This window comes from Cellulosimicrobium sp. GQ32 (genome assembly GCF_059758455.1).
Genome location: NZ_JCAXEP010000004.1, coordinates 126,862 through 150,543, shown reverse-complemented (window position 1 = coordinate 150,543; position 23,682 = coordinate 126,862). Strand labels below are relative to the sequence as shown.

At 72.6% G+C, this 23,682-nt stretch carries 23 protein-coding genes; 22 read left to right on the top strand and 1 reads right to left on the bottom strand.

The genetic code is table 11. The annotated features are described in order from the left end of the window. Positions 1–118 precede the first annotated feature (118 nt). The 16 genes from rpmE to nucS all read left to right on the top strand — a co-directional run bounded on the left by rpmE (position 119) and on the right by nucS (position 13,607). Positions 119–337, top strand: coding sequence for a 50S ribosomal protein L31 (gene rpmE, locus AC6CH9_RS08765; protein ID WP_253053345.1), 219 nt, complete (start codon positions 119–121; stop codon positions 335–337). Between the two features lie 161 nt (positions 338–498). Next, on the top strand, positions 499–1,602 hold the full coding sequence (prfA, locus tag AC6CH9_RS08760; protein WP_498154532.1) for a peptide chain release factor 1: 1,104 nt from the start codon (positions 499–501) through the stop codon (positions 1,600–1,602). Then, complete coding sequence (gene prmC / locus AC6CH9_RS08755; RefSeq protein WP_498154531.1) at positions 1,595–2,584, top strand: peptide chain release factor N(5)-glutamine methyltransferase; 990 nt, start codon at positions 1,595–1,597, stop codon at positions 2,582–2,584. The genes prfA and prmC overlap by 8 nt, the downstream gene beginning before the upstream one ends. After that, on the top strand, positions 2,581–3,309 hold the full coding sequence (locus tag AC6CH9_RS08750) for an L-threonylcarbamoyladenylate synthase (RefSeq protein ID WP_498154530.1): 729 nt from the start codon (positions 2,581–2,583) through the stop codon (positions 3,307–3,309). The genes prmC and AC6CH9_RS08750 overlap by 4 nt, the downstream gene beginning before the upstream one ends. Further along, positions 3,306–4,562 (top strand): MraY family glycosyltransferase, encoded by a 1,257-nt coding sequence (locus tag AC6CH9_RS08745; protein WP_498154529.1) that lies wholly within the window; start codon positions 3,306–3,308, stop codon positions 4,560–4,562. The genes AC6CH9_RS08750 and AC6CH9_RS08745 overlap by 4 nt, the downstream gene beginning before the upstream one ends. Then, entirely contained in the window at positions 4,559–5,053 is a 495-nt protein-coding gene (locus AC6CH9_RS08740; RefSeq protein ID WP_498154528.1) for a Cg1360 family ATP-synthase-associated protein, read from the top strand. Before AC6CH9_RS08745 ends, AC6CH9_RS08740 begins: the two co-directional genes overlap by 4 nt. Positions 5,054–5,282: 229 nt before the next feature. Beyond that, on the top strand, positions 5,283–6,077 hold the full coding sequence (atpB, locus tag AC6CH9_RS08735; protein WP_313664203.1) for a F0F1 ATP synthase subunit A: 795 nt from the start codon (positions 5,283–5,285) through the stop codon (positions 6,075–6,077). A 108-nt stretch (positions 6,078–6,185) separates the two neighbouring features. Next, complete coding sequence (locus AC6CH9_RS08730) at positions 6,186–6,419, top strand: ATP synthase F0 subunit C (protein WP_141389322.1); 234 nt, start codon at positions 6,186–6,188, stop codon at positions 6,417–6,419. Beyond that, positions 6,419–7,021 carry a F0F1 ATP synthase subunit B gene (locus AC6CH9_RS08725; protein ID WP_313664223.1) on the top strand — a complete coding sequence of 201 codons (603 nt, stop codon included), beginning with the start codon at positions 6,419–6,421 and terminating at the stop codon, positions 7,019–7,021. The genes AC6CH9_RS08730 and AC6CH9_RS08725 overlap by 1 nt, the downstream gene beginning before the upstream one ends. Further along, entirely contained in the window at positions 7,021–7,836 is an 816-nt protein-coding gene (locus AC6CH9_RS08720; protein ID WP_498154527.1) for a F0F1 ATP synthase subunit delta, read from the top strand. The genes AC6CH9_RS08725 and AC6CH9_RS08720 overlap by 1 nt, the downstream gene beginning before the upstream one ends. A gap of 108 nt (positions 7,837–7,944) precedes the next feature. Continuing rightward, positions 7,945–9,576 carry a F0F1 ATP synthase subunit alpha gene (gene atpA / locus AC6CH9_RS08715; RefSeq protein WP_498154526.1) on the top strand — a complete coding sequence of 544 codons (1,632 nt, stop codon included), beginning with the start codon at positions 7,945–7,947 and terminating at the stop codon, positions 9,574–9,576. A gap of 2 nt (positions 9,577–9,578) precedes the next feature. After that, positions 9,579–10,475, top strand: a complete 897-nt coding sequence (locus AC6CH9_RS08710) for a F0F1 ATP synthase subunit gamma (protein ID WP_047232901.1) — start codon at positions 9,579–9,581, stop codon at positions 10,473–10,475. 91 nt (positions 10,476–10,566) lie between these two features. Further along, complete coding sequence (gene atpD, locus AC6CH9_RS08705; protein ID WP_047232902.1) at positions 10,567–12,048, top strand: F0F1 ATP synthase subunit beta; 1,482 nt, start codon at positions 10,567–10,569, stop codon at positions 12,046–12,048. Positions 12,049–12,150: 102 nt separating this feature from the next. Further along, positions 12,151–12,417, top strand: a complete 267-nt coding sequence (locus tag AC6CH9_RS08700) for a F0F1 ATP synthase subunit epsilon (RefSeq protein ID WP_047232903.1) — start codon at positions 12,151–12,153, stop codon at positions 12,415–12,417. 13 nt (positions 12,418–12,430) lie between these two features. Then, a complete protein-coding gene (locus AC6CH9_RS08695; protein WP_498154525.1) occupies positions 12,431–12,847 on the top strand; it encodes a DUF2550 domain-containing protein in 417 nt (138 codons plus the stop codon). Positions 12,848–12,911: 64 nt separating this feature from the next. Continuing rightward, complete coding sequence (gene nucS / locus AC6CH9_RS08690) at positions 12,912–13,607, top strand: endonuclease NucS (RefSeq protein ID WP_498154524.1); 696 nt, start codon at positions 12,912–12,914, stop codon at positions 13,605–13,607. 72 nt (positions 13,608–13,679) lie between these two features. Here nucS and AC6CH9_RS08685 read toward each other — a convergent pair whose 3' ends face one another. Beyond that, the gene (locus AC6CH9_RS08685) at positions 13,680–17,060 is read right to left on the bottom strand and encodes an MGH1-like glycoside hydrolase domain-containing protein (protein ID WP_498154523.1); all 3,381 of its coding nucleotides are present in this window, start codon (positions 17,058–17,060) and stop codon (positions 13,680–13,682) included. A gap of 186 nt (positions 17,061–17,246) precedes the next feature. Here AC6CH9_RS08685 and AC6CH9_RS08680 point away from each other — a divergent pair, with 186 nt between their 5' ends. From AC6CH9_RS08680 to AC6CH9_RS08655, 6 genes are all read left to right on the top strand, one after another. Then, positions 17,247–17,978 (top strand): TetR/AcrR family transcriptional regulator, encoded by a 732-nt coding sequence (locus tag AC6CH9_RS08680; RefSeq protein ID WP_498154522.1) that lies wholly within the window; start codon positions 17,247–17,249, stop codon positions 17,976–17,978. After that, positions 17,975–19,027, top strand: coding sequence for a YndJ family protein (locus AC6CH9_RS08675; RefSeq protein WP_498154521.1), 1,053 nt, complete (start codon positions 17,975–17,977; stop codon positions 19,025–19,027). Before AC6CH9_RS08680 ends, AC6CH9_RS08675 begins: the two co-directional genes overlap by 4 nt. Beyond that, positions 19,024–19,545, top strand: a complete 522-nt coding sequence (locus AC6CH9_RS08670; protein WP_498154520.1) for a DUF1990 domain-containing protein — start codon at positions 19,024–19,026, stop codon at positions 19,543–19,545. Before AC6CH9_RS08675 ends, AC6CH9_RS08670 begins: the two co-directional genes overlap by 4 nt. 80 nt (positions 19,546–19,625) lie before the next feature. Next, entirely contained in the window at positions 19,626–20,903 is a 1,278-nt protein-coding gene (locus AC6CH9_RS08665; protein ID WP_498154519.1) for an N-acetylglucosamine-6-phosphate deacetylase, read from the top strand. A gap of 332 nt (positions 20,904–21,235) precedes the next feature. Then, entirely contained in the window at positions 21,236–22,291 is a 1,056-nt protein-coding gene (locus tag AC6CH9_RS08660) for a LacI family DNA-binding transcriptional regulator (protein WP_498154518.1), read from the top strand. 107 nt (positions 22,292–22,398) lie between these two features. Continuing rightward, positions 22,399–23,664 carry an ABC transporter substrate-binding protein gene (locus AC6CH9_RS08655; RefSeq protein WP_498154517.1) on the top strand — a complete coding sequence of 422 codons (1,266 nt, stop codon included), beginning with the start codon at positions 22,399–22,401 and terminating at the stop codon, positions 23,662–23,664. Positions 23,665–23,682: the final 18 nt, after the last annotated feature.

Sequence of the window (23,682 nt, the reverse complement as noted above, 5' to 3'; positions counted from 1 at the left end):
GGTCCCCGCGCGTTCTGGCACAATGGTTCGTCGGCCTGCGATCGTCAGGCCGCCTGTCGCCGGTTCACAGGAGCGGTCGCCGCACCTGACCCGGAGACGTCACCCCAAGGAGAAAACCGTGAAGTCTGGTATCCACCCCGAGTACGTCGTCACCGAGGTGACCTGCACCTGTGGGAACACCTTCGTGACGCGCAGCACCGAGGCGTCGGGCAAGATCAGCTCCGACGTGTGCAGCGCCTGCCACCCGTTCTACACGGGCAAGCAGAAGATCCTCGACACCGGTGGCCGTGTGGCTCGCTTCGAGGCCCGCTACGGCAAGAAGGCCGCCGACAAGTAGCGACACCGCAGCGCCGGTGGTCCGATCCCGACAACCTCTCCAGGGGCAGTCGGCGAGATCGGACCACCGGCGCTGTTGCTTTGCCCGAGCGATCCTCCCGATCCTCACGCGGTCGCGCCCGTGCCGACGACCGCGACCCGCCCGTCACCCAGGAGCCGTCCGTGACCGAGTCGTTCGCCGCCGTCGAGCCGTTGCTGGCCGAGCACGCCGACATCGAGACCCAGCTCGCCGATCCCGCCGTCCACGCCGACGCGGGCCGGGCGCGCACGCTCGGGCGGCGTTACGCCGAGCTGAACCAGGTCGTGGGCGCGTACCGCGCGTGGCGCGAGGCGAGCGACGACGCCGAGGCCGCCGCCGAGCTGGCCTCGCTCGGGGGCGATGACGGGGACGCGTTCGCCGCGGAGCTCCCGGGCCTGCGTAGCGCGGAGGAGGAGGCGCGCGAGCGCCTGCGCCGCGTGCTGGTACCGCGCGACCCCGACGACGGCCGCGACGTCATCCTCGAGATCAAGGCAGGGGAGGGCGGCGAGGAGTCCGCCCTGTTCGCGGGGGACCTGCTGCGCATGTACCTGCGGTACGCGGAGCGCCGGGGCTGGAAGACCGAGGTCCTCGAGTCGACCGAGTCTGACCTCGGCGGCTACAAGGACGTCCAGGTGGCGGTCAAGGCGCGCAGCACGCCGTCAGACCCGGCCGATGGCGTCTGGGCGAACCTCAAGTACGAAGGCGGCGTCCACCGGGTCCAGCGCGTCCCGGTGACCGAGTCGCAGGGACGCATCCACACCTCCGCGGCCGGCGTGCTCGTGTTCCCGGAGGTCGAGGACGCGGGCGAGGTGGAGATCGACCCCAACGACCTGCGCGTCGACGTCTACCGCTCGTCCGGCCCCGGCGGGCAGTCCGTCAACACGACCGACTCCGCCGTGCGCATCACGCACCTTCCCACGGGCATCGTCGTGTCGATGCAGAACGAGAAGTCCCAGCTCCAGAACCGTGAGCAGGCCATGCGCGTGCTGCGCGCGCGCCTGCTCGCCGCGCAGCAGGAGGCCGCCGCCGCCGAGGCCGCGGACCTGCGTCGTTCCCAGGTCCGCACGGTCGACCGCTCCGAGCGCATCCGGACGTACAACTTCCCGGAGAACCGCATCGCGGACCACCGCACCGGGTACAAGGCCTACAACCTCGACCAGGTGCTCGACGGCGATCTCGACCCCGTCGTGCGCTCGGCGGTCGAGGCCGACGAGGCGGCCCGCCTCGCGAGCGCCGGCGATGCCTGAGCCGGTCGGTCCGAACCCTCCGTCGGACGCCCGCACCTCCGCCTGGCTGCGCTGGGCGACGGCCGTCCTCGACGCCGCGGGGGTGCCCTCGGCGCGCGCGGACGCCGAGATCCTGCTCGCCCATGCGCTCGCGGTGCCTCGGAGCGACGTGGCGCGCCGCGCGATCCTCGGCACGCCCGTCCCCGACGACGTCGCGCCCGCCCTCGCGGAGCTCGTCGCCCGGCGCGCGCAGCGCGTGCCGCTCCAGCACCTCGTGGGCACCGCGCCGTTCCGGCACCTCGAGCTGGCCGTCGGGCCGGGCGTCTTCGTCCCGCGACCCGAGACCGAGCAGGTCGCGCAGGTCGCCGTCGACGAGGCGCGCGCAGTCGTTGCCCGAGCGGGGCGCGCCACCGTCGTCGACCTGTGCACCGGCTCGGGGGCGATCGCGCTCGCCGTCGCGACGGAGGTCGCCGGGACCGACGTGCACGCCGTCGAGCTCGATGCCGCCGCCCACGCCTGGGCCGAGCGGAACGTGACGGGCGCGCGCGAGTCGAGCGACGTCGTCGTGCACCTGGTGCGGGGCGACGCGCGCACGGCGCTCGCCGGTCCGTCGGCCGACGGTGGTCTCGACGGCACGGTCGACGTCGTCGTGTCCAACCCGCCGTACGTGCCCCCCGGCGCGGTCCCGCGCGACCCGGAGGTGGCCGACCACGACCCCGGCGTGGCGCTCTACGGGCTCGGACCGGACGGTCTCGAGGTGCCGCGGGGGATCACGGCAGCGGCCGCGCGGCTCCTGCGCCCCGGCGGTCTCTACGTCATGGAGCACGCCGAGGTCCAGGCCGCGGCCGCGCGGGACATGGTCGCGGCGACCGGCGCGTTCGTCGACGTCCGCACCGTCGTCGACCTCACGGGACGCGACCGCATGGTCGTGGCCCGGCGCTCGGGACCCGAGCGCGCCGGTGACCCGGAGCCCGCCCGCGAGCGTGGAAGGATGGACCCGTGAGCTCCGTCCACCCCGTGACCGACCCGAACACCTGGGGAGCCGGCATCGACGAGGCGGTCAACGCGATCTCCCGCGGTGGCCTCGTCGTGCTGCCCACCGACACCGTCTACGGCATCGGCGCCGACGCCTTCGACGCCGAGGCCGTCGCCGCGCTCCTCGCGGCCAAGGGCCGGGGCCGGCAGATGCCCCCGCCCGTGCTCGTGCCGGACGCGCGCACGCTCGACGGCCTCGCGACGGACGTGCCCGACGCCGCGCGTCGCCTCGTCGAGGCCTTCTGGCCCGGCGGCTTCACGATCATCCTGCGTGCGCAGCCCTCGCTCGCGTGGGACCTGGGGGAGACGCACGGGACCGTCGCGCTGCGCATGCCCGACCACCCGGCCGCGCTCGCGCTCCTGCGCCGCACCGGGCCGCTCGCGGTGTCGTCGGCGAACGCGACCGGCCGTCCCGCGGCCCTCGACGTCGACGACGCGCAGGCGCAGCTCGGCGACTCCGTGACGGTCTACCTCGACGGCGGCGTGGCGCCCGGTGGGGTGGCGTCGACCATCGTCGACGCGACGTCCGACGCGTTGCGCGTCGTGCGCCAGGGCGCGGTCACGCTCGACCGGCTCCGCGAGGTCGCGGACGTCGCCGGCCCGGACGACCCGCCCGCCGACGCTCCCACCGACGCGCCTACCGACGCTCAGACCGCCGACGACGCCGGGGGGCCGGAGGCGAACGGCGGGTGAGGGTCTACCTGCTCGTGATGCTCGTCGCCGCCGTGGTGACGTTCCTCGCGACGCCCTTCGCGCGCTGGGTCGCGCTGCGCACCGGCGCGATCACCGCGGTGCGCGACCGCGACGTCCACACGATCCCGACCCCCCGGCTCGGCGGTCTCGCCATGCTGCTGGGCCTCGTGGTGGCGGTGGTCTTCGCGTCGCAGATGCCGTTCCTCGAGAGCGTGTTCGTCAGCGAGGTCGCAGGCAGCCTCGTGGCCGACTCGCGGGCGTGGGGGATCGTCGGCGCGGCCGCGATCGTCTGCCTGCTCGGGATCGCCGACGACATCTGGGACCTCGACTGGATGACGAAGCTCGCGGGGCAGGTGCTCGCCGCGGGCTTCATGGCGGCCCAGGGCGTCGTCCTCTTCACGCTTCCCCTCGGGATCGGCGAGCAGCAGCTCATCTGGTCCTCGCGCCTTCAGCTCGCCGCGACGATCCTCGTGGTCGTCGTCGCGATGAACGCCGTGAACTTCGTCGACGGCCTCGACGGTCTCGCGGCCGGGCTCGTCGCGATCGGCGGTGCCGCGTTCTTCGTCTACTCCTACGTGCTCACGCAGAAGGCGAGCGCCGACGACTACTCGAGCCTCGCGACCCTGGTGATCGCCGCTCTCGTCGGCATCTGCGTGGGGTTCCTGCCGCACAACTTCCATCCCGCGCGCATCTTCATGGGTGACTCGGGATCGATGGTGCTCGGGCTCGTCTTCTCCGCCGCGGCCATCGTCGTGACGGGCAAGATCGATCCCGACGCGCTCTCGGGCGCCCAGCAGATCCCGGCGTTCATCCCGATCCTGCTGCCGCTCGCGGTGATCCTCCTGCCCCTGCTCGACATGGGCATGGCGGTGGTGCGCCGCGTCGCCCGCGGGAAGTCGCCGTTCCACCCGGACCGCATGCACCTGCACCACCGCATGCTCGCGATCGGGCACTCGCACCGGCGCGCCGTGCTCATCCTCTACGTCTGGACGGCCGTGTTCGCGTTCGCTGCGGTCGCGCTCGTCCAGTGGCACTGGCACGGAGTGGCCGTGGGCCTCGCGGTCGCCGTCCTGGTCTCCGCGGTCCTCACGCTCGGCCCGCTGCGCACGCGCGGCCGGTTCCTCGACGACGACGCCGCGGCCCCGACGGCGTCCGTGCCTGCCACCACCACCACCTCCGACGACGACCCGAGCGGGGCCGCCTCGCTGTCCTCGCCCGCCGTCACGACCCCGCCGAAGGAAGCACTGAGATGACCACGAGCCTGCCCGAACCCGCCCAGCCGGACGGCGCGGAGCCCGCCGGGCAGTCCGCCGAGCAGACGATCGGCCCGCACGGGCAGGCCGTCCGCGCGGTCTTCCGGACCGCGCTGCGGGACGTGCTCGTCCTGCTCGGTGCGCTCACGGTCCTCGGCGTGGCGATCGGTGCGCTCGTCGCCGGTCTGCCGGGCGTGTGGGGTGCCCTTCTCGGGGTGGGCGTGGCGCTGCTCTTCTCGGCCACCACGGTCTGGGCGATGCTGCGCACGGTCGACGCGAGCCCGACGACGACCGCGGCGGTCGTCATGGGGAGCTGGCTCGCGAAGATGGTCGTGCTCATCGTGATCCTCGTGGTCCTGCGCGGCATGGACTTCTACGACCGCTGGGTCTTCGCGGGGGTCCTGCTCGTCGGCGTCATCGGTTCCGCGGTGCTCGACTACCGGGCCGTGAGCAGGGGGCGCATCCCCTACGTCGAACCCGACGCCCGCTGACCGACCACGCCTCTACCAGGCGGGCGGCGCCCGGGCCAGGGACCAGTTGCCCGGAGCGCATGAGCAAAATGTCACAAGCGCCGCCAGATCGGCGTGAGCACGCCGTTCCATACGTTAGGCTACTGGCGAATCCATGACGGCCAGGTCCGACGGCGTGCCCACCAACGAGTGACGGCTGCCCGGACCACACGACCATTGGGAGTCCACCCTGTCCACGCTTGCGACCCCCGTGCTCCTCGCTGCTTCCGAGAGCGAAGGTGGCTTCCACGCGCCGTCGATCGCCGACTTCTTCCCGCCGGCCATCCTCTTCGAGGGCACGATCTTCCAGATCGACCGCATCTGGATCATCCGGATCGTCGCCACCGTCGTCCTGCTGACGATCTTCGTCATCGGGGCCCGTCGGGCGCGACTCGTCCCCGGACGCCTCCAGAACGCGCTCGAGATGCTCATCGACTTCGTGCGCGTCCAGATCGTCGAGGAGATCATGGGGAAGGAGACCGCTCGGCGGTTCGTCCCGATGATCGCGACGATCTTCTTCGCCGTGCTGGCCTTCAACATCACGAGCGTGATCCCGTTCCTCAACCTGGCCGGGACCTCGCGCATCGGACTTCCGATCGTGCTCGCGCTCTGGGTCTTCGCGACCTACTGGGCGGTCGGCATCAGGAAGCACGGCCTCGGCGGATACCTGAAGAACAACCTCTTCCCGCCCGGTATCCCGTGGCCCATCTACCTCATCGTGACGCCGATCGAGCTGCTGCAGATCCTCATCATCCGGCCGGCCTCCCTGGCCATCCGACTCGCGGCCAACATGATCGCCGGTCACATCATGCTCGTCCTGTGCTTCGCCGCGACGCAGTACTTCGTCTTCGAGGCGGTGCCCGCGATGAAGGCCTTCGGCGCGCTCACCCTCGTCGGCGGCTTCGCGATCACGCTCTTCGAGATCCTGGTCGCCTTCCTGCAGGCCTACATCTTCGCCCTCCTCGCGGCGGTCTACATCAACATGTCGCTCGAGGAGGAGCACTGACCTCCGGGTCGTGCACCGACTCCGCTCCACCAGACACACCCATCAAGCGCAGTACCAACGCGACGCCCGGTCACCCGGTCGGGCGCCCAACGGAAGGAACGAGCAATCGTGGACGTCACCACTCTCGCTGAGGTCACCGGCAACATCGGCACCGTCGGTTACGGCCTCGCCGCGATCGGCCCGGGCATCGGCCTCGGCATTCTCATCGGCAAGACCATCGAGGGCATCGCCCGCCAGCCCGAGGTCGCCGGCCAGCTTCGCGCCACCATGTTCATCGGTGTCGCGTTCGTCGAGGTGCTCGCGCTGCTCGGTCTCGTCGCCGGCTTCCTCTTCACGGCGTGATGTCGGCGCTGGCGACCGCCGCGCTGAACGTCGCGGCGGAGACGGGCGAGGAGCCGCAGGGCATCGACCTGTTCCTCCCCGCTGGGTACGACATCCTCTGGTCGTCCGTCATCATGATCGTCATCGCGATCGTCTTCTACAAGGCGATCCTGCCCAAGTTCCAGGCGGTGCTCGACGAGCGGACCGCCAAGATCGAGGGTGGCCTCGCCAAGGCGGAGTCCGCCCAGGCGGAGGCCGCGGCGGCGCTGGCGGAGTACCACCAGCAGCTCCAGGAGGCGCGCACGGAGGCGGCGAAGATCCGCGAGGAGGCGCGGGCCGAGGGCTCGGCCATCGTCTCGGACCTGCGCGCGAAGGCGTCGGACGACGCCGCGCGCATCGTCGAGACGGCGCACCGCCAGATCGAGGCCGAGCGCCAGCAGGCCGCGGTCTCGCTGCGCAACGACGTCGGTCTGCTCGCGACGGAGCTCGCCTCGAAGATCGTCGGCGAGTCGCTCGCCGACTCGGCGCGCCAGAGCCGCGTCGTCGACCGCTTCCTCGACGAGCTCGAGGCCGCGGGTCCCGCGGCGGCGAGCGCGGCGGGCACGGCATCCGAGGAGCGCTGATGCGCGGAACGAGCGGCGAGTCCCTGACGCAGGCGCGGGACCGGTTCGAGCCGGTCCTGCGCTCGGCGGGCGAGGGCGCGCTCGCGCTGGGCGAGCAGCTCTTCGCGGTCACCGCAGCGTTCGACGAGTCGGCGCCGCTGCGGCGCTCGCTCGCGGACCCGTCGCGGTCCGGCGCGGACAAGGCGGCCCTCGTGTCCGCGGTCCTCGCGTCGGGCTTCGACGAGCGCGTCGTGGACCTCGTGTCCGGCCTGGTCCGGTCCCGCTGGACCCGCGAGGGCGACCTCGCGGACGCGACCGAGCACCTGGGCCTGGACGCGGTCCTCGCGTCGGCCGAGGCCCGCGGTGCGCTGGAGAAGGTCGAGGACGAGCTGTTCCGGACCTCGCGCGCGCTCGTCGGGCAGCGCGAGGCGCGGCAGGTCCTCTCCGACGACACGACCGACCCCGAGCGCCGCGCCGCGTTCGTGCACGCGCTGCTCGACGGCAAGGTCGACCCCGTCACCGAGGTGCTCGCGGTCCACGCGACGCGCGCGCTGCGCGGTCGTCGGTTCGTCCCGACGCTGGGGTGGATCGGGGAGATCGCGGCCGAGCGTCGCCAGCGCCTCGTCGCCTCGGTCACGTCGGCCGCGGTGCTCACGCAGGCGCAGCTCGACCGCCTCGCGGGACTGCTCGAGCGGGCCTACGGGCGCGCCGTGCAGCTCAACGTGACCGTGGACCCCACGGTGCTCGGCGGGCTGCGGGTCCAGGTGGGTGCCGACGTCGTGGACTCCACCGTGCTCTCCCGGCTCGCCGACGCGCGCCGTCGCCTCGTGAGCTGACGAGCGACCCTTCCGACCGACGACCGTCCTGCCGGCCACCGGCCGCACAACCGACAAACGTTCGACCGCACCCGAACCACGAGGTGCGGCCACGACAGGAGAAGAGCAATGGCTGAGCTGACGATCCGGCCGGAGGAGATCCGGGCCGCTCTGGACAGCTTCGTGAAGTCCTACGAGCCCGAGGGCGCCGTGTCCGAGGAGGTGGGCCGGGTCACCCTGGCCGCCGACGGCATCGCCCAGGTCGAGGGTCTGCCGGGCGCGATGGCCAACGAGCTGCTGCGCTTCGAGGACGGGACCCTGGGTCTCGCCCTCACCCTCGACGTCCGTGAGATCGGTGTCGTCGTCCTCGGCGAGTTCACCGGCATCGAGGAGGGCCAGGAGGTCCGCCGGACCGGCGAGGTCCTCTCGGTCCCCGTCGGCGACGGGTACCTCGGTCGCGTCGTCGACCCGCTGGGCAACCCGATCGACGGCCTCGGCGAGGTCGCGACGGAGGGCCGTCGCGCCCTCGAGCTCCAGGCGCCCGGCGTCATGGACCGCAAGTCGGTCCACGAGCCGCTCCAGACCGGTCTCAAGGCGATCGACTCGATGATCCCGATCGGCCGCGGCCAGCGCCAGCTGATCATCGGTGACCGCCAGACGGGCAAGACGGCGATCGCGATCGACACGATCATCAACCAGAAGGCCAACTGGGAGTCGGGCGACCCCGAGAAGCAGGTTCGCTGCATCTACGTCGCCATCGGCCAGAAGGGCTCCACGATCGCGTCCGTGCGCGGTGCGCTCGAGGAGGCCGGCGCGCTGGAGTACACGACGATCGTCGCGGCTCCCGCGTCCGACCCCGCGGGCTTCAAGTACCTCGCCCCGTACACCGGCTCGGCCATCGGCCAGCACTGGATGTACGGCGGCAAGCACGTGCTCATCGTGTTCGACGACCTGTCGAAGCAGGCCGAGGCCTACCGTGCCGTGTCGCTCCTGCTGCGCCGCCCGCCGGGCCGCGAGGCGTACCCCGGTGACGTCTTCTACCTGCACTCCCGCCTGCTCGAGCGTTGCGCGAAGCTCTCGGACGAGCTCGGCGCCGGCTCGATGACGGGCCTGCCGGTCATCGAGACCAAGGGGAACGACGTCTCGGCGTACATCCCGACGAACGTCATCTCCATCACCGACGGCCAGATCTTCCTCCAGTCGGACCTGTTCAACGCCGACCAGCGCCCGGCCGTCGACGTCGGTATCTCGGTGTCCCGCGTCGGTGGTGCCGCGCAGGTCAAGGCGATGAAGCAGGTCTCCGGCACGCTGAAGCTCGAGCTCGCGCAGTTCCGGGCGCTCGAGGCGTTCGCGATGTTCGCGTCCGACCTCGACGCGGCGTCGCGCGGTCAGCTGAAGCGCGGCGCAGCCCTCATGGAGCTGCTCAAGCAGGGTCAGTACTCGCCGTACCCGGTCGAGGACCAGGTCGCGTCGATCTGGGCGGGCACCAAGGGCAAGATCGACGACGTCCCGGTCGAGGACGTGCGTCGCTTCGAGTCCGAGCTGCTCGACCACCTGCGCCGCAACACGGACGTCCTGTCCACGATCGCAGAGACCGGGAAGCTGTCGGACGAGACCGAGGCTCAGCTCTCCTCGGCGGTCGACGCGTTCCGCTCCGGCTTCCTCACGGGTGACGGCTCGCCGCTCGTCGGTGGGGACACCGAGGACGAGGCCGAGACGGAGATCGAGCAGGAGCAGATCGTCCGGCAGAAGAGGGCCTGACGATGGCCGGATCCCAGCGCGTCTACAAGCAGCGGATCAAGTCGACGCAGTCGCTCAAGAAGATGTTCCGCGCGCAGGAGCTCATCGCCGCGTCGCGGATCGGCAAGGCGCGCGACCGCACGGCCGCCGCGTCGCCGTACGCCCGGGCGATCACCCGGGCCGTGTCGGCCGTCGCCACCCACACGTCGACGAAGCACCCGCTGACGAGCGAGCGCACGGACACCAACCGCGTCGCAGTGCTCGTCGTCGCGTCCGACCGCGGCATGGCCGGCGCCTACTCGGCGTCGATCATCCGAGAGACGGAGCGCCTCGTCGAGCGCCTCGTGGCCGAGGGCAAGGAGGTCGCGCTCTACGGGGCCGGTCGTCGTGCCATCTCGTACTACACGTTCCGCGGGCGCGAGCTCGCCGGGTCGTGGTCGTACGGGTCGGACGCGCCCAACTCCGAGGTCGCGGGCGAGATCGCGGACGCCCTGCTCGGGGCGTTCCTCGCGCCGGCGGCCGAGGGCGGCGTGAGCGAGCTGCACATCGTGTACACGCAGTTCGTCAACATGGTCACGCAGCGCCCGCGCGTCGTGCGGATGCTCCCGCTGGAGGTCGTCGAGGGCGTCGCCCCGGCGGGCAAGCACGACGTGCTCCCGCTGTACGACTTCGAGCCCTCGCCTGAGGCCGTGCTCGACGAGCTGCTCCCGCGCTACGTGCGCAGCCGGATCTTCAGCTGCCTCCTCGAGGCGGCGGCGTCCGAGCTCGCCGCACGTCAGCGCGCGATGCACACGGCGACGGACAACGCGGAGGACCTCATCCGCAACTACACGCGGCTGGCGAACCAGGCGCGTCAGGCGGACATCACCCAGGAGATCAGCGAGATCGTCTCGGGTGCCGACGCCCTGGCGGCGTCATGACGGGCCGCACGGCCCGCGCGGCCAGCACCATCACCGACATCCTGACCGACACCGCCGGGGACCACTCCGGCACTGCGAAGCGAGGCCAGCAATGACCGCCACCACCGTGGAAGCACAGGTCGAGCACTCCAGCGGTCCCGGCGTGGGCCGGGTCGCTCGTGTGATCGGCCCCGTCGTGGACATCGAGTTCCCGGCGGACGCGATCCCCGACATCTACAACGCGCTGACCGTCGAGATCGACCTCTCGTCGCAGGGCGAGGGCGAGAAGTCGTTCACGCTCACGCTCGAGGTCGCCCAGCACCTGGGTGACTCGCTCGTGCGCGCCATCGCCCTCAAGCCGACGGACGGCCTCGTCCGCGGCGCCCAGGTCACCGACACCGGCGCGCCGATCAGCGTTCCCGTCGGCGACGTCACCAAGGGCAAGGTCTTCAACGTCACGGGCGACGTGCTCAACGGCGCTCCGGGCGAGACGGTCGAGGTCACCGAGCGCTGGCCGATCCACCGCAAGCCCCCGGCGTTCGACCAGCTCGAGTCGAAGACCACGATGTTCGAGACGGGCATCAAGGTCATCGACCTCCTCACCCCGTACGTCCAGGGTGGGAAGATCGGCCTCTTCGGTGGTGCGGGCGTCGGCAAGACGGTCCTCATCCAGGAGATGATCCAGCGCGTCGCGCAGGACCACGGTGGCGTGTCCGTGTTCGCCGGCGTCGGCGAGCGCACGCGTGAGGGCAACGACCTCATCGTCGAGATGGAGGAGGCCGGCGTCTTCGACAAGACGGCGCTCGTCTTCGGCCAGATGGACGAGCCCCCGGGCACGCGTCTTCGCGTCGCGCTCTCCGCGCTGACCATGGCGGAGTACTTCCGCGACGTGAAGAAGCAGGACGTCCTCCTGTTCATCGACAACATCTTCCGCTTCACGCAGGCGGGCTCCGAGGTGTCGACGCTGCTCGGCCGCATGCCGTCCGCGGTGGGCTACCAGCCGAACCTCGCGGACGAGATGGGTCTGCTCCAGGAGCGCATCACCTCGACGCGTGGTCACTCGATCACGTCGCTCCAGGCGATCTACGTGCCGGCGGACGACTACACCGACCCCGCGCCGGCGACGACGTTCGCGCACCTCGACGCGACGACGGAGCTCTCCCGTGAGATCGCCTCGCGCGGTCTGTACCCCGCGGTGGACCCGCTCGCGTCGACGAGCCGCATCCTCGACCCGCGCTACGTGGGGCAGGAGCACTACGACGTCGCGACGCGCGTGAAGTCGATCCTGCAGCGCAACAAGGAGCTCCAGGACATCATCGCGATCCTCGGTGTGGACGAGCTCTCGGAGGAGGACAAGACGGTCGTCGCGCGTGCGCGCCGCATCCAGCAGTTCCTCTCCCAGAACACCTACATGGCCGAGAAGTTCACGGGTGTCGTCGGCTCGACGGTGCCGCTGAGCGAGACCATCGAGGCGTTCAAGAAGATCGCGGACGGCGAGTTCGACCACGTCGCCGAGCAGGCGTTCTTCAACATCGGTGGCCTCGAGGACCTCGAGCGCAACTGGGCGCGCATCCAGCAGGAGTACGGCGCCTGATCCGACGCAGACGCGGGGCCGGGCCGCTCGGCCCGGCCCCGCGGGCGTCGCACCCGGACCCGGACACCACGCCGGGCATGAACCGCCCATGAAGGAGTTCCCGTGGCACAGCTGAACGTCGACCTCGTGGCGGCGGACCGCAAGATCTGGTCGGGCCGCGCGCAGCGGGTCACGGCCCCTGCGGCGGACGGTGAGATCGGCATCCTCGCGGACCACTCGCCCCTGCTCTCCGTGCTGCGCGAGGGCTCGGTGCGCATCGTGGCCGAGGGTGAGACCCTCGACGTACGCGTCAGCGGAGGGTTCCTCTCCGTCGACTCCAACCAGGTCACGATCGTCGCGGACTCGGTCGAGTCCGTACCGGCCCGCTGACCCTCGCACGACCATGACGCCCCTGGCCTGGCTCGCGATCGGACTGCTCGTCCTCGTCCTTCTCGCGATCGGGCTGGGGGCGTGGCGTCTGCGTGCCCTGTCCCACCGCGTCGGCTCGTTCGAGTGCGGTGCACGGCGCGCGGGCGCGGCCGGCGCGCCCTGGGTCGCGGGCATCGCGCACTACGGCGTCGGTCGCATCGACTGGTGGCGGCTGTGGTCGGTGTCGGTCCGCCCCGCCCGGACGTGGTCCCGCTACGACCTCGTCATCGCGGGCCGCGAGCCGTTCGTCGGCGACGGCCCCGACACCTACCTCGTCCGGTGCCGCTACCACGGCCAGGACTTCGAGCTCACGATGTCGCGCGCCGCGTACGAGGGCCTCGCCTCCTGGCTCGAGGCCGCGCCGCCCGGTCGGCGCGACGTCGTCGTCTGAGGCGTCGCCCGTGGGCTGACGCCGCGTCCCGGACCGCCCACCACCGACCCGGAGGACCTGCCTCATGCGTCTCGTCGTCGCCCGCTGCTCCGCCCGCTACACCGGCCGCCTCTCGGCCCACCTGCCGCTCGCGACGCGCGTGCTCATCGTCAAGGCCGACGGGAGCGTGCTGCTGCACTCCGACGGCGGCTCGTACAAGCCCCTCAACTGGATGAGCCCTCCGTGCTCGCTCGCGGTCCGCGAGCCGTCCGACGAGGCGCGCGAGCGCGGCGTGACCGAGGTCTGGGCCGTGCAGCACGCCAAGAGCGACGACCGCCTCGAGATCGAGCTCCACGACGTCCAGCACGACAGCTCGCACGAGCTGGGCGTCGACCCGGGCCTCGTCAAGGACGGGGTGGAGGCGCACCTCCAGGAGATGCTCGCCGCGCAGATCGAGCTGCTCGGCTCGGGGCACACGCTCGTGCGCCGCGAGTACCCGACGGCGATCGGCCCCGTGGACATCCTCGCCAAGGACGCGAGCGGCGCGACCGTCGCCGTCGAGATCAAGCGCCGGGGCGACATCGACGGCGTCGAGCAGCTCACGCGGTACCTCGAGCTCCTCAACCGCGACCCGCTCCTGGCCCCCGTGCGCGGCGTCTTCGCCGCACAGGAGATCAAGCCCCAGGCCCGCGTGCTCGCGACGGACCGGGGGATCGGCTGCCTCGTGCTCGACTATGACGCGATGCGCGGCGTCGACGACGTGGACTCCCGCCTCTTCTGACGCTCGAGTCCTGTGACGCGGGCGCCGCACGCACCCGCTCGGGCAGTCACGATCGTGGGACCGGCCGACCGATCAGCAGGTGAGAGCCGCGAACGGTGCCGCGTGCTCGGTGGCCCGCCCCGTCGCGTCGGTCACCCGGACGGACGCCGTGCCCGCCGCGAGCGACGCGGCGCGCGCGGAGAACGACTGGTAGGCGTTGGCACCAGGGGCGACGCCCGTGACCGTGCGCGACCCGAACCGCGTCACGAGCTCGACGTCCACCGGGTCGCCCGCCCCGGCGCCGCCCGTCCCGACGTACGCCGCCCGGACCGCGACGTACGCCGTGCCGGCGAGGCAGCGCGGGACGGCGGTGACGTCGACCTGGGGCGTGGGCGCGTCGGCGGAGCGCGACCGCACCTCGAACGACGCGATGCTCACGGTCCCGCGGTCGGCCCGGAAGCCGATCGTCGGCAGGAGCCCGGCGAGCACGTCGGGGTCGGACGTGTCGAGCGCGCCGCCGGTCGTCGTGCCGCCGTACCAGGTCCACTCGTCGTCCTCCTCGGCGAACACGTCGACGCGCGCGCCGTTCACCTGGAGGGCGACCCGGTCGCCGGGGCCGTAGCCCCGGAGACCGAAGTAGGGCGACGACCCGTCCGCGCCGCCGACGTAGTCGAGGCCCGAGGCGACGTTCGTGTGGTTGAACCACGCGAGCGCGTAGGTGCGGTCCGCCGCAGCGAGGCCGAGGAACAGCGAGTCCTCCTGCGTACCCGCGCCGGAGAACGCGCCGATCTCCGCGATGACCACGGACGACGGCGTCGCGCGGGCCGTGCGGTGGCCGTACAGCCCCCAGTAGCGCGCGTCGCCGGTCGCGGTGAGCACCCCGTCCCCGGCCGCGACGGCGGGCAGCGCCTCTCCGGAGGGTCGCAGGGTCGCGTAGTCCGCGGTCGTGTCTGCCTCGAAGTCGTCGTGCAGCGCGATGTCGTCGTACCAGGCCGGGTCGAACGCGAGCCGGGTAGTCGTGGTCGCGCGCGCCTCCTCGGGGGCGCTCGACCCGCCCCAGCGCGCGACGGCGCCGATCCGCGCCTCGCTGCCGGGGACGGCGTCGGGCCCAGGTGTGACGTCCCACGACCGGGTCGCGCGGTCCCACGCCCCGAGGTCGAGCGAGCCCGCCGCGCCCACGGCGACCGCCGTCCAACCGGCCGGGAGGTCGGGCGCGACCTCGACGCCGGCGACGGCGTCCGCGCGCGTCGACACGGTCACGTCCACGCGGGAGGCGCGCCCGACGGCGGGCTCCGCAGCCTCGACGCGCGTCGAGACGGCCCGTGACGCGGGAGTCCACGACTCGAGCTCGGTCACACCGACGGACTTCCCGGGCGCGGCGTCGAACGTGACGCGATAGCTCGTCGTCTCGAGCGGCGGGAACGTGATGCGGTTCAGGCCGTTGCCCACGGGCTGCTCGGGCACGCGCGTCTGGTCGGGGACGACCCGCCAGGCGGCGCCGTCCCAGTACTCGAGCTCGTAGCCGACGGCGGGCTGGACGGCGTCGGCGTCCTGGTAGCCGTGGAAGCGGATGTCGCCGATCGTCGTCGGCTCGGCGAACTCGACCCCGAGCCAGTCGCGCGCGTTCGGCGAGGAGTAGTTCGACCAGCGCGTGTTCTGCGGCACCTCGTCGTACCAGACCTTGCCGTCGAGGACCCGCCACGCGTCGTCGTACCGCCACGTGTAGGAGGCGACCGGGCGCGGGTAGGCGTTCCGGAGCGGGTTCGCGGACGTGTTGACGGCGTGGGGGAGGCGCTGCGGGTCGACGCTGGGCACCGGCACCTGGACCGGGTCGGCGCCCTCGGCGACAGCGTCGGCGTCGGCGTGCAGCGCCAGCTCGCCGTCGACGTAGACGCGCAGGCCCGCGCCGGCCCCGTAGCGCGAGCCGTCGCGGTCGAACAGGACCGTGACGTTGCGCCCGTGGTACGGCACGTTCTCCGCGGCGAACCAGTCCCAGTCGGCGGGCACGAGCGGGTCGAGCACGAGCGAGTCGTCGGACTGCGGCTGGAGGCCGAGGAGGTCCTGGAGCACGAGGTCCACGTAGCTGGAGTGCAGGTAGTCCTCGGAGTGGTTGTTCCCGTCGTAGATCCAGCGGTCCTCGTCGGGGTGGTGCGCCTCGGCGACGTACGGCTGGCCGTCGCGGAACTGCGTGCGCACGTAGGTGTCGAACAGGTCGAGGTAGTCCGCGCGCGTGAGGTCGCCCGCGGCGTCGTCGCGCAGCGCGGTCGCGACGCCGTCGAGCGTGAGCGACGTCGAGAAGGGCCACGACGGCCCGTCCCACTTGCAGCAGCCCTGGTCGGAGGAGCGCCAGAAGTCGGGGGAGCGGCGCTCGGTCACGGTCGGGCCGTACGGCGCCGCGAACCCCTGCGGGTCCAGGAGCTGGTCGAGGGCGACCGCCTGCTCGGGCGAGGCGAGGCCGAACTTCCACGGGACGAAGCCGACGTCGAGCCGGTCGCGCAGCGGCTCGTGGTCCGGGTTCTCCCAGTCCACGACGTCGTAGAAGAAGTCGCGCTCGTCGTCCCAGAGGTAGGTGTCGACGGCCTCGCGCAGCGCTGCGGCGCGGGCGCGGTACTCCGTCGCGGTGGTCTCGTCGCCGTTGAGCGTCGCGACCTCGGCGAGCGCGAGCATGTCGCCGTAGAGGTAGGCGTTGATCGACGGCCGGAACGTGTGGCGACCCGCGTAGTCGCGGTCGGTCACGTACGACGCGGGCGAGCTCTCCTTGGCGTCGTACTCGGGCGTCTGCCAGTAGAGTCCGAGGTCGGCGTCGAACTGGTTCCCCCAGTCCTCGACGAAGGTCTCCAGCTCGGGCTGGAGCGAGCGGAGGCGGTCGAGGTTCCCGGTGACCTTCGCACGCTCGACGATCGCGGACACGGCCCAGAACGAGTACTGGTGTGCCCAGTCGGCCGCCTCGGGGTTCTGCGCGGGCTCGATCTGGCCGGGGCCGGTGAGCCAGTAGTCCTCGTAGTCGTCGAGGTAGCGCTGGTCGCGCAACCAGCGGCCCTCGGCGAGCTGATGGCCCGCCGCGGCGTTGATCGCCTGGTACGGCGCGGCGTAGCCGCAGCAGTCGAGGAACTCCGTGAGGACCCAGCCCGTGCCGGGCTCGGTGTAGCGCAGGTGCTCCTTGAGAACGCGCCAGCGGTAGTAGTAGACCGCCTCGGCGTCCGCGTCGGGGAGGTCCACGACGGCGACGTTGGCCGCGTACCAGTCGGGGTCGGCGTAGCCGTCGAGCTTCTCGCGGACGTCGACGAACGAGGTCCCCGGCCCGACCTCGGGCCGGTCGAGGGAGGTCGTCGGGTCGACGGTCGTGGCGTCCAGGGGTGTGGTCGGAGCAGCCGCGGAGATCGGCGGCGTCGCCGCGACCGCCGGTGCCGCGAGGGCGAGGGCCAGGAGGCCGGAGGCGAGCGCCAGGGCGCCCGTCGAGCGTGGTCGTCGCATGCGTGTCCTTCGTCGTCGAAGAGCGGGTCCCACGTGGTCCAGGGCACGGGGACGTGACTGCGCTGTCGGCCACAGATTCCCACAAGAGCCAACAGAAAACAACAGTCGGGCACGGGTCGATCGACCGCGCTCACCCCGGGCGTCTGCATGGTATTTTTTGAACATGTTCAAAAAAGCACCACCCGCATGAGCGCGACGCCGAAGTCCGAGCGCACGCGCGCGCACCTGCGCGAGGTCGCGATCCGGATGCTGCGCGACGTCGGGTACGAGCGCACGACCATGCGTGCGGTGGCTGCCGCGGCCGGCGTGAGCACGGGGAACGCCTACTACCACTTCCCGTCCAAGGACGCGCTCGTCCAGGAGCTCTACCTCGAGGTGCAGCGCGAGCACGCCGAGCGTGCCGCGCCTGTGCTCGCGGCGGGCGGCTCGCTCGCCGACCGGTTGCGCGGTGTCTGGGGGGCGTCGGTCGACGCGTTCGCCCCCTTCCACGCGTTCGGCGGCGAGTTCGTGTCGGTCGCGATCCGCCCCGGCTCGGACGCGAGCCCCTTCTCCGCCGCCTCCACGGACTCGCGCGACCTCTCCCGCGCCCTCTTCGAGGAGGTCGTCGCCGGGACGTCCACGCGCGTGCCCGAGCGGCTGCGCGCCCAGCTTCCCGAGCTGCTGTGGCTGGCCCAGCTCGGCATCACGCTCTACTGGGTGCACGACGCCTCGCCCGGTTTCGCGCGCACCCGCCGGCTCGTCGACGGCGGGGCGGCGCTCGTCGGCAGCCTCGTCCGGCTCGCGCGCCTGCCCGTCGCGCGCGGCGTGGTCGACGACGTCCTGCGCCTCGTGCGTGCGGTCCACCCGGGCGTGCCCTGGGCGTCGGTCCCTCAGGATGCGGCCGGCGAGCGCGCGGGCGAGCCGGAGCCGGGCGCGTGAGCCCCGCCGGCGCGGCCCTCGTCTCGGGACTGGTGATCCTCGGCATGGTCGTGGTCCTGCCGCTCGGCCTCCGGCTCCTGGGGCCCGGCGTCGTCCCCGCGGCGCGCAGCGTGGCGTGGCCCCTCGCGGGGGTCGCGGGGGCGGGCGGCCTCGTGCTGCCGCGCGGCACCACGTCCGTCCTCCTCGCGCTCGTCTTCGCGGCGTCGACCGTCGTGCTCGCCGGCACCGGAGCGCGGCTGGCGGTGCGCACGGCGCGCGACGTGCGCCACGGGCGGCTCGCCGTGGCACGTGGTGCCGCGCGTGCAGCGACCGTGACCGCGCTGGTCATGCCGGCGGTCGGCGCGAGCGCGCTGGTCGCCGAGCGCGCCGGGTGGGGGCTCCTCGGGTTCTCCGGGACGTATCTCGCGCTCACGGTCCCGCACATGCTCTACGCCGGGTTCGGCGCGGCGCTGGTCGCGGGCACGGTCGCGCGCCTCGCGGCCACCGACCGGCTCGCTGTCGCCGGAGCGTGGGGCGTGCCGCTCGGGACGGTGCTCGTCCTGGTCGGCTACTTCGTCGGCGACGTGGCCGAGCTCGTCGGCGCGGGGGTGCTCACGCTCGCACTGTGGGCGACGGCGGTCGCGGCGGTCCGCTCGCTCGCCCGGACCGTTGCTCCGGCCCGCCCGGTCGGCGCCGCCGGCCCGGACGGCGGGCGCCCGGCTGACGGTGCGCACCGCGCCCGGTCCGTGGGCGCGGGGAGCACCGCGGGTGCCCGTGCGCTGCTCGGCACGGGCGCGGTCGTCGTCGGGCTGTCGATGCTGCTCGCGCTCTGGTGGGCCGGGGGCGAGGCGCTCGGGTTCGCCCACCCGAGCCTCGACGTCATGGCGGCGACGCACGGCGTCGCGAACGCGCTCGGGTTCGTGCTCTGCACCCTCCTCGGGCTGCGGGTCCTCGCGGCCCGGTCGGCGCCCCCGCACGAGGGAGCGAGCACGGACGAGGAACGCTGCGGCGACGCAGGACAGGACACGAGACGCGGGCCCGGACGGGCCCCGGAGGGGAGTGCGGTATGACGTTCACGTACCCGGAGGTCGGGGCGACCCGGACGGACACCTGGCCAGCGGGCTATCGCCACCTGCACGTGCGTCGGCGGCTCACGGACCGGCCCCGGACTCCCGACGATCTCGCCTGGCTCGGCGAGCAGCTCCTCACCTGGCGCGTGCACGCCGCGGCGCGCGTGCGGCTCGAGACGGCGGCGCCGGTGGCCGAGCCCGGCGTGCGCGTGACCACGCTGCTCGGCGTCGGGCGGCTGCGGCTGCACGAGCCGTGCCAGGTCGTGTGGGTCGAGCGGTCCGCCCGACGGGTCGCGTTCGGGTACGGCACCCTCCCCGGGCACGCGTTCGTGGGCGAGGAACGCTTCGCCGTCGAGCGCGACGACGCGGGCGACCTGTGGTGGTGCATCGACGTGTTCAGCCGTCCGGTGCTGTGGTGGGTGCGCCCGCTCGCGTTCGCCGTGCCGACGTTCCAGCGGATCTTCGCCCTGCACCTCGGCCGCGGCGCGAAGCGTCTCCTCGGGGCCCGCGACCGCTGACGTCTCGCCTCCCGACCCCCGCGCGTCCACGGGCGCACGAGTTTGCACGCCCGGTGTACGAAGTGCGCCAGAATGAGCCCATGACCGACGCCCGGAGCCCTCGTCCCGACCAGCAGCCCGGTACCGCACGCGTCCTCGTGGGCCGCGTCGTCACCCCGACGGGAGTGCTCGTCGACGGCGTCCTGGCCGTGCAGGACGGGCGCGTCGCATGGGTGGGCGACCGGGCGGACGCCGCGGCCGCCGGGTACGGCGACCTGCCTGCCGGCGACGGCGCGACGCTGCTCCCGGGGCTCGTCGACGTGCACGACCACGGCGGCGGCGGGTCGAGCTTCCCCGACGCGGAGACGCTCGACGCGGCGCGCGTCGCCGCGCGGGAGCACCTCCACCACGGGACGACGAGCCTCGTCGCCTCGCTCGTCACCGCGCCGCGCGACGTCCTGCTCGAGCGCACCGCGAACCTCGCGGACCTCGCCGACGCGGGCGAGATCGTCGGCATCCACCTGGAAGGCCCGTTCCTCTCCGAGGTGCGGTGCGGCGCGCAGAACCCGCACGACATGCTCGAGGGCGACCCGGAGCTGGTGCGCGCGATCGCGGCCGCGGCGCGCGGGTACCTGCGCACCATGACTGTCGCGCCCGAGGTGCCCGGTGTCGTCGGTACCGGGGGAGTGATCGAGACCCTCGTCGAGGTCGGGGCGCTCCCGTCGATCGGGCACACCGACGCGAGCACCGAGCAGACCGAGGCGGCGATCGCGGCGGGCATCGCGGCGCTCGCGGCCGCCGGGAGGTCCGGTGCGCGGCTGACCGCGACGCACCTGTTCAACGGCATGCGGCCCCTGCACCACCGTGAGCCCGGCCCGATCGCGGCGTGCCTCGCGGCGGCCGCGCGCGGCCAGCTGGTCGTCGAGCTCGTGGCCGACGGCACGCACCTCGCGCACGGCACGATCCGCAGCGTCGTGGAGCTCGTCGGGTCGCACGTCGGTGCCGACGGCGACGTCGCCGGGCCGGACGCGGTCGCGCTCGTCACCGACGCGATGGCCGCTGCGGGCATGGCCGACGGCGCGTACGAGCTCGGGCCGATGCGCGTCACCGTCGCGCACGGCGTCGCGCGGCTCACCGAGGGCGGTGCCATCGCGGGGGGCACGTACCACCTGCTCGACGTCGTGCGCGAGACGGTCCAGGCCGGCGTGCCGCTGGTCGACGCCGTCCGTGCCGCGTCGTGGACCCCGGCAGGTGTGCTCGGCCTCGACGACCGTGGCGGCCTCGTCGCAGGCCGCCGCGCCGACGTCGTCGTCACGGACGCCGACCTGCGCGTGCGCGAGGTCCTGCGCGCGGGCCACCCGGTCGACCTCGCGCCCTGACCCGCCCGCGCGCACCCGTCGCGCCGCGCGACCCGATCCCGGTGTCGTCCGGTCGGGGGAGCGCGGCGAGCCCGGGGTTGCGGGCGACCTCCGGGTCGAACCCATCGATATGCCCGGGTTCGGCGCGTCGTAGGGGTGGGGGATCGTCTCCCGCGTCGGCGCAGGTCGGCGGGCGTGCCCACAACCGGAGAGCGCGTTCTTGCTCCGCGGGCTTGACTCCTCTCATTTGTTCATCCAATACTCGTAACAGGGAAGCGCTTCGACGATGCGTTTCGACGAAGCGCTTCGACGGACGAGGCGACGGACCGGACCACAGGGGAGTGGCGACGACGATGGCGACGATGCAGGACGTGGCGCGACGCGCGCAGGTCTCGTTGAGCACGGTCTCCTACGCGCTGTCCGGGACCCGTCCCGTGTCGGACGCCACGCGCCGCCGCATCGAGGACGCGATGGCCGAGCTCGGCTTCCAGCCCAACGCGATGGCCCGTGGGCTCGCGTCGCGCCGCAGCCACGTGCTGGCGCTGATCTACCCCGCGATGGAGAAGGGCCTCGGCGGCACGGTCGCCGAGTTCGTCTCGTCCGCCGCGGAGACGGCGCGCGAGAACGGCTACCACCTCGTGCTGTGGCCCTTCCGCACGACCCAGGCCCCGGAGGTCCGCGACCTCGTGCGCCAGGGGATGGCGGACGGCGTCCTGCTCATGGAGGTCGCGCTCGACGACGACCGGGTCGACGTGCTCGACGAGGCCGGTGTCCCGTACACGATGATCGGACGGACGCGCGACGTCACGGACCGGCCGTCGGTGGACATCGACTTCGAGCGCACGACGGACGACGCGGTCCAGCACCTCGTCGACCTCGGGCACCGGCACGTCGCCCTCGTGAACCACTCGCAGGCGACGGCGGACGACGGCTACGCGCCGACCTTCCGCGCCGAGGAGGGCTTCGAGGCGGCCATGCGTCGCCGCGGGCTCGAGCCGATCGCGCTGCGCGTCGACGAGTCCCCGCGTGCGGGCCGCGACGCCGTCGCGACGCTGCTCGAGCGGGAGCCGCGCCTGACGGCCTTCGTCACCATGAACGAGATCGCGACGTTCGGCGTCGTCGCCGAGCTCCAGCAGCGCGGCGTCGCGATCCCCGCCGACATGTCGATCCTGTCGATCGTCACGTCGCCCGGCGTCGGGGAGATGAGCAACCCGCCGCTGACCACCATGCACGCGCCCGGGGCCGAGCTCGGCCGCCTGGGCGTGCAGAAGCTGCTGTCCCTCGTGGACGGCTCCCGTCCGAGCACGCCGAACGTGCTCATCCCGTGCGTCCTCGAACCCGGCAGCAGCGTCGCCCCCGCGGCCGGCCGGCCCCCGGACGACGACGACCGCGAGCCCGAGGCTCGCTGAACCGACCGGCCGGGCGACGCCCCGGTCACCCTCCGGCTCCAGCGCCGGAACTCGATGAGGAGGACACGCACATGCTGCGATCCCGGAAGATCTCTCTCGTCGCTGCCGTGGCAGCGCTCCCACTCGCCCTGGCGGCGTGCGGGGGCTCCGGCGGCAGCGGGGGGTCCGACGACCAGACCCTGACGATCTGGCACTACGAGAACGAGGACTCCGCCATGGGGCAGGCGTGGGCCAAGGCGATCGAGATCTTCGAGGAGGAGAACCCGGACGTCGACGTCGTCGTCGAGAAGCAGACGTTCGAGCAGATCCAGAAGAACGCCAAGATCGTCCTCACCGGCGACGACGTGCCCGACGTCATGGAGTACAACAAGGGCAACGCGACCGCCGGCCAGCTCGCGGCGCAGGGCCTGCTCACCCCGCTCACCGACGCGGCGACCGAGCGCGGCTGGGACGAGAAGCTCGGCGGCTCGCTCCAGGCCACCGCGACCTACGACGACCAGGGCCTCATGGGCTCGGGCGAGTGGTACGGCGTCCCGAACTACGGCGAGTTCGTGCAGGTCTACTACAACAAGGACATGTTCGCCCAGTACGGGCTCGAGGTGCCGACGACGCTCGAGGAGCTCGAGACCGTCATGCAGGCGTTCAAGGACCAGGGTGTGACCCCGCTGGCCGAGGCCGGCGCCGAGTACCCGATGGGCCAGCTCTGGTACGAGCTCGTGCTCGCGGGCTCCGAGCGCGACTTCATCGACCAGTACCAGCTGTTCGACGGCGACCCGGACTTCCACGGCCCCGAGATGACGCAGGCGACCGAGAAGCTCGACTCCTGGATCAAGTCCGGCTACGTCGCGTCCGACTCCGCCGCGCTGACCGCCGAGGACATGGGCGTGTCGTTCATCAACGGCACCTACCCGATGATGGTCTCCGGCTCGTGGTGGTTCGGCCGCATCGTCGAGGAGATGGACGCCGACTGGGGCCAGTTCAACTTCCCCGGCAACACGCTCCAGGTCGGCTCGTCCGGCAACCTCTGGGTCGTCCCTGCGAACGCGGACTCGCCCGACCTCGCCGAGGAGTTCATCGACATCACGCTGCGCCCCGAGGTGCAGAACATCCTCGCGGAGAAGGGCGGCCTGCCCGTCGCCGGCGACGCGTCCGTCATCACGGACGAGCGCACGCAGCAGCTCACCGAGAACTTCCAGGCGATCCTCGACGACGACGGTCTGGCGTTCTACCCGGACTGGCCCGTGCCCGGCTACTACGACGTGATCGTCAGCGAGCTGCAGTCGCTCATCAACCAGTCGAAGTCGCCGACCGAGGTGCTCGACGGCCTCGAGTCCGCGTACGTGGACGGCAAGGCGGACCTGCTCGACAGCTGAGCGGACGCACGCGCCCGG